The sequence below is a fragment of the Corallincola luteus genome (genome assembly GCF_004336975.1).
Classification (GTDB): Bacteria; Pseudomonadota; Gammaproteobacteria; order Enterobacterales; family Neiellaceae; genus Corallincola; species Corallincola holothuriorum.
Genome location: NZ_SJXE01000020.1, coordinates 1 through 6,363, shown reverse-complemented (window position 1 = coordinate 6,363; position 6,363 = coordinate 1). Strand labels below are relative to the sequence as shown.

General features: G+C 36.7%; 6 protein-coding genes. 1 reads left to right on the top strand and 5 read right to left on the bottom strand.

The window, feature by feature from the left end; genetic code table 11:
• On the top strand, positions 1–182 hold a 182-nt coding region (locus EZV61_RS19555), incomplete at its 5' end, for a hypothetical protein (protein ID WP_205695416.1).
• 8 nt (positions 183–190) lie between these two features.
• On the opposite strand, the gene EZV61_RS19200 is transcribed toward EZV61_RS19555, so the two are convergent.
• From EZV61_RS19200 to EZV61_RS19180, 5 genes are read right to left on the bottom strand one after another with little or no spacing between them, the layout of a single operon-like run.
• Positions 191–1,420: a hypothetical protein gene (locus EZV61_RS19200; RefSeq protein WP_131417636.1), complete on the bottom strand. Its 1,230-nt coding sequence runs from the start codon at positions 1,418–1,420 to the stop codon at positions 191–193.
• Between the two features lie 2 nt (positions 1,421–1,422).
• Positions 1,423–1,836 (bottom strand): hypothetical protein, encoded by a 414-nt coding sequence (locus tag EZV61_RS19195; protein ID WP_131417635.1) that lies wholly within the window; start codon positions 1,834–1,836, stop codon positions 1,423–1,425.
• 9 nt (positions 1,837–1,845) lie between these two features.
• Positions 1,846–3,738 (bottom strand): major capsid protein, encoded by a 1,893-nt coding sequence (locus EZV61_RS19190; RefSeq protein WP_131417633.1) that lies wholly within the window; start codon positions 3,736–3,738, stop codon positions 1,846–1,848.
• A 2-nt stretch (positions 3,739–3,740) separates the two neighbouring features.
• Entirely contained in the window at positions 3,741–3,986 is a 246-nt protein-coding gene (locus tag EZV61_RS19185; RefSeq protein ID WP_131417631.1) for a hypothetical protein, read from the bottom strand.
• Positions 3,955–5,514, bottom strand: a complete 1,560-nt coding sequence (locus tag EZV61_RS19180) for a rolling circle replication-associated protein (protein WP_131417629.1) — start codon at positions 5,512–5,514, stop codon at positions 3,955–3,957. The genes EZV61_RS19185 and EZV61_RS19180 overlap by 32 nt, the downstream gene beginning before the upstream one ends.
• Between the last annotated feature and the right edge of the window lie 849 nt (positions 5,515–6,363).

The window sequence follows — 6,363 nt, the reverse complement described above, 5'->3', positions numbered from 1 at the left end:
GGGATGTCATAGGAAATAAAACCTACGAAAAAAGTTTTGCAGAGAAATATGCAGAAATAAATTTTTATGTAAAAAAAGGCATAATTGATGTATATAAATGTAATATAGATGAAATAAAAGACTATAAAATACTGACATTCAACAAACACACATTTATAAACAATAAAAAAAAGCCTGAATAATCAGGCTTTTAATCATTCAAAGCACCAGCACCTATACCAACGTCACGCATAGCACCAGTAATAGCCTTGAATCCATACCAACGACGATTTTTACGAGACAATTTCCAATTCTCACGAGCATTTCGAGCATTATACTTAGCCGTATCAAAAGAAAAATCAAACAAATCACGAGCAGCACTACCCATAAGAGAATAATACTGCTTGTTGTAGCGATTCTCTTCAATCATAGCATCGATAATAGCATCAGCAGTCTCATGAGCTATCTTTTCAGTCGCCTTACGACCTTTCACACGAGAAGCAAAAGTCTCGACATCATGTTCATTCTGCAAAAACTGACCACGAGTAATCTCAGAAAGATTGTCAGCCTGGGTATACATCAAAAACTGATGAGCAACCTCAGATTTGAGTTTCTGTAAAGAAAGCTTACCTAACGCATATTGAGAAAAAACAGAAGCAGCCTTAGCCATTAATTCACCTTGTTGCTGAGAAGGTAAATAATCATTCAATATACGCTGAGCATTAGCATTCAAATAACTAAGAGTCTCAGACGCACGTGTCATATCGATCTCGGCATTTAAACGCTGAAGCTCAGCGGCACGTGTAGATAAATCAACACCAAGAAGATTAGGAGCTTCTGTAAAACGACCTTTAGCATAAGCAGGATTCAAATACTCAAAACGACCATCAAGAAGAGATGCAATTTCTGCCTTATTTCTATCAGGACCAAAAATATCGAGTAAATTATTATGTAAACGAGAACCTCTGGTAGCTTCCTTTTTCTGCTTATTTTCAAAATAAGAATTAATGCCATCAAGAACAGAAGAACCCATACCTGATAAATCAGGAATAAAAGGAATCTGAGCAGGAGCGGCCGACGATGAAGCCTGCGAACCACTTCCGGTTGAACCTCCGACGACGGAACCGGCGGTGCCGGCATTTCCTCCAGACATCATTAAATAAGGATTTAAACCAGCAGCTTCGAGACGAGCTCTCTGTGCTTCCGGCGAATTGTATTCGTTCTCTCTGTTCCATTGATCCAAATTCCATTGATTCTGAGCATTACGTTCAGAAGTGATAAAATCACGATTTTTAACAGCTTCAGCAGCATTGAAATCATTGTTCATTTGGTTAATACTCCTATTGGTAGCATTAGTACTCTTCGTACTACTACTACCAAAAAGGTTACCAGCCAAAGATGAACCAGCTGCAACAAGAGCAGCAATAACAGCAGGAGCCATAACTATTCAACTTTAGGGGAAGGGTTAGATGATTGAGAAGATTCACGCTCAGATAAAAGCTTTTCCTGAATATCCGAAACCAAACCTTTATATCGAGTGAGCAAAGAATCAACGACTGCACGTTTTTCAGAGGAAGACTGTAAGTAACGCGAAACCGTAGTATCAAGTAGCTGATCGTCAGAAAGTTTCGATTTATCGATGACAGAACGAGAAGCATTCTTAGACATAGAAATGACAATAGAACGATAAACATCTTCACCGAGAATATCACGAATCCTATCAAGATTCTGAATCAAATTAACATCAGTAATCTTACGATAAGAATTATCATCCTGCTTAGACCAACGAAGAGACTCTATCGGAGAAAAAGAAGGAGAAACAGAATTAGGCCTACAAACAAATATAACAGATTTCATAACAACAAATTAATATGGCATACCATCATAATCAAAATTACGAACAGACTTAACGTCGAAATAACAATCAATCAAAAATTGATCAGTGTCTATTGTACTATCAGCCTTAACGGCAAAAATAGAATCACAAACAGAAGGATTAACCTTAAAAAACGCAGAATTTAAAGCAAAAACAGCGCCATTAGAAGACCATTCCAAAGAATTATTCAACCAGGTAGAAAGATACGAAGGCGAAAGAGTAACTACCCAAGACTGCAAAGTAGTCTCAAAAGCTCCCATAACTCTATCGACATCCAGTTTGGCAGAATAAAATCGAGGTAAATATCCCATAGGAGAGAAAAAAGCAGAAGACTGAGCAGCTTCACTTCCCTTAGTCAACGGCATGTTAACAAATTCTAAGAAGGATTCAGTCTCCAAACCAATTCTATCAAAAACAGGATTAGGCAAATCCTCAATAGACGTAAAGAGCAACTCAGGATTCTGACCCGTGATAGTGTAATCGACGATAGGCATACAATGATATATACACATCAAAATACCATGTTCAGAAAAAGAAAAAGTCTCAGCAGATTGGCCAGAGCCAATACCTTTACCTTTCAACAAAGACTGAGAATCAGCAAGGTTATTATTTTCAACCTCTGAAATATTCAAATTTGAAGCAGAGCCACCTATCCAAATACATTGATCGGAAAGAGCTTTAGAGAGACGAACATTCCAAATAGCCTCGATCTGAGAAACATAATCCTGATCATTACACTGCTGTATCTCGCGGAAACGCTGAAGAGCTTCAGCCATACGAAGCTGAATAACATCAAACTCACCACCAGTATACGAAATAGTAGACGGTTTAGTGGAAAGAGAACCTGTCGTACCAACAGCAGCTGTATTTTCAACCATCAAACCTAACTGAGCCTTAGCCTGACCAGCAAACTCAACACCTTGACCAACAACAGGATATTCCTTTTCATTGGGGAAAGCACCAGTATGATAATAAACATCAGAACCAGCCAAAGAAGCGATACCTGAACCAACGTTAACAGAGGAAATATCACCTAACTGCTGATTAGGCATAACTCCCATAAACTGATCCTTATTCCAATTACAATAACGAAGGGTCAAGAAATTATTATTGGTTATAAAAGTCTTCATACCATCAAAATTACCGAGAGTATAAAGAAGATTACCACCAGCATAATAATCAACATTCCAAGTAAAAGGCTCACTATTTTCCCATTGAGAAAAACGGAAATAATCATTATAAATCTTCTGATAAGCAAGAAGAGGTAGAATATGAACATTAGGATTGGCAGCAGCATTCATGGAAAAAACATCACGAGGAGCAGTGGTATATTTTAAATCACGCTTCGTATCAGTAGGACCAAGAACATTACCATAACCAAGATAACGCAAAAGCTTCATGGACAAAGCAGAAGACTGAAAACCAAAAGCATTTTGAACAACAGGATAAGTGTTGGAACCAACAGAAGTACCAGTCATCGATTCAAGAACAAGAGCAAGAGACCAACCATTATCAACATCGTTATATAAAGGAACATACGGAATATCCGTAACAACATCTTTATTAGCCAAAAGAGACTGAGCCTGGACAGGATTATCTACCATTTGAACCAAAGCTTGACCTATACTCTTATTCAATAACCGAAGAGGAACAAAATACCAATCAAAATACTCGCGAAAACGAGCAAAAGCAGCAGTATTTACAGGCTGAGTACGAGTAAAGTGCTGATGTCTCAAAGACCACTTATCACCGGGATAAGCAATACGCCAATAAACAGGCAATAACTCACCAGCCTTTGCAGTAAAAGGACGATGAGAAGTAAGAGGAAATGAATTTCGACTTACTTTATTTTTAATCTGGGTTAATTCTGTAACATTAGACATGATTAAAAAGGAATTTCAGATTGTTTTAACTTACGTGATAAATAAAATTCTTTATAAACCAAAAAAATATCAATACAAGCAAGCTGAAAAGACAACATGATCTTCTCAGCCTTCAAAGAAGCAGCAGAAAAAGAAGGAGCATAAACATCTACCTCCTTTAACAACTCAAACTCATCAGAAAACTTCGATTTATAAAGAAGAACAAACCGAAAAGGCCTACGAAGAGATGAAGAATTTGTTTTTTTCATTAAGCTCTCGATGTTTAATACGATTATAAACCAAATTAGACTGATGCTGAAGAATTAAACGACCTAAACCGGTTTCACGGAATTGTCGTTGTTTTTCTTTTGTAGCCCGGAAGAAATAGTCTCGTATACCATCGGGATAACCGTGCATACTTTGAGAATAATTTTTAAGATTCTGAACATTGTATTCATGATAAAAATTTAATGAATTAATAATACGCGATATTAAAAAATTTTCATCAAATTTCAAAAAAATAGACTGATTCTGACCTTTCAAAAACTCATTAGTGTCATAAAAAAGACGATACAAAGAACCATGTAAAGCATCCAAATTATCATGAAAATGGAGAAGTTGTCGATTCCTTTCAGTGATTCCAATAAAATGTAAAATATATTTAAGCTCGATATCATGATTAAAAACATCACGAGTCTTAGATAACGAAGCTATTGAGATATATTCTGCAAGTCTCCTTGTGAAAGAAAATATTGTTTCATTTCGACGTACAAAGGGTCGTCGGGATACTTTAGAAATTGAATATATGAGTGTAAGAACATCTGAGACAGACGCACCACGGACAGCGGTTGGTTTGTAAATGACGGTACGGAGAACCGAAGACCAGGGAAATATCTTAAAACGACTGCCATTGCTTGTAAATTCAAGTCCAGTAAGTAATGTAGAGAAGTCTCCTTGGGCTGCCTTTTTAAGTTCTGGTAAAAAAGCGGAACAAGCGAATCCGTTACTAAACCGAGAGAAAGGCCTAAATTGACGTATTTCTCGAAGATGGAAAGGCAGGTAGGTAAATGAGTTAAGATAGCCCGCAACGTATGATATAGCGTCTTTCCGGTTCTGAGACCAAACGACACGACCGTATTTCCAGCTTCGATTAACAGCGTATCCAATATTCTCGGCGATTTTGTCGGACGAAAAGAATAATAGCAAATGGAAATGCGGACGAAAGTGGTCGATACCATATTCTCCGACAATATAAGAATGTATTTGTTCATAACACTGAGATTTAGAATAAAGAATTTTGCGGAAACGCTTCATAAAAAGACTCAAATCTTCATGATTAAGGTAACCATAAGTATTAGCAAAACGACGATCATAAAAACGCCGGCGAATACCTTGATCAGCTTGACGAGTATATCTTCGATAGTATTCCGGGGTACAACCAAAAGTAAAATCATCACAATGATGACGAGAAAGGCCAGAACAACGAGAATTGCCGTCACGATGACCTGAATCTCTACCGATAACCCGCAATCTACCAGAAGCAGTTCGAATGGACTTAAGTATATAAGTAGGACAGCAATGCACATCATACGAAAGAGTTACAAAATAACAATATTTAGAAAGAACAGATTGTAACTGACAACGAAGCTCATGGCGAACAGATTTAGAATAAAGGCAAGCAGGACACTTACCACAAGGGACAAAAATCTTTTCCCGGGTAAAAGGATTGATAATCTCAATCTTATGCAAACAAGTGCAAGAAAAAGACTTGACCAAAGAGGAAGTGTCCTGTACCATAACGAATTAATCTTCGTTATTAGCTAACGTGTAAAGATTACGCGCCGGCAGTTCGGAAAAAATCAGAACACATTCAGGACGAAGATTCTCATGAAGAAAATGAGATAATTCAGCATCCTCAACAACATACAATTCCGGCTGAGACGGACTCTGACCTTGTACTTTAGGCTGTTTAACAACCTGATAAAAAATAGATTTAGATTCCATAATGATAAAATTTAAATAAAAATAATTGAAGAATTTTTGAAACAAGACAAAGATAGAATATTTAAAGATAAAAAAAGGTGGTATTTATACGTATTTTAAAGGTGGTATTTATACTTAGTCATAATAAGTATTTATACTTACGGTGTCACTTTTCCATAACTATGACAAGAGGAGAGGCTCGAAGAGTGAGAGACATTCGAGCGCTACGCGAAAAGTGAGTGACTTCGTAACCTATAGAAAATGAATGAACAAGACATAAAAGATGTTTACGGGTGTAGTCATCAAGATGCCTACACATCAGCGCGACAGGCCAACGCAACTCACTCCGTTCGTAATGTATACAGCACTCTCGACACCTACTCGGTGTCTACGTGCCGTGCAAAGGAATCGAGGGGACTCGATAAATAAATAAAAATTATTTTAAAATAATTTAGATTATATCGAAATAAGTATCATATTTGTAATATAATTAATACTTAAAACAAAATAATTATGGAAAGAATAAAAAGAATTACAAAGGAAGTAACGATCGCAATGATGGAATATGCAAAATCTCAAAAAGCATGGGATGTCATAGGAAATAAAACCTACGAAAAAAGTTTTGCAGAGAAATATGCAGAAATAAATTTTTATGTAAAAAAA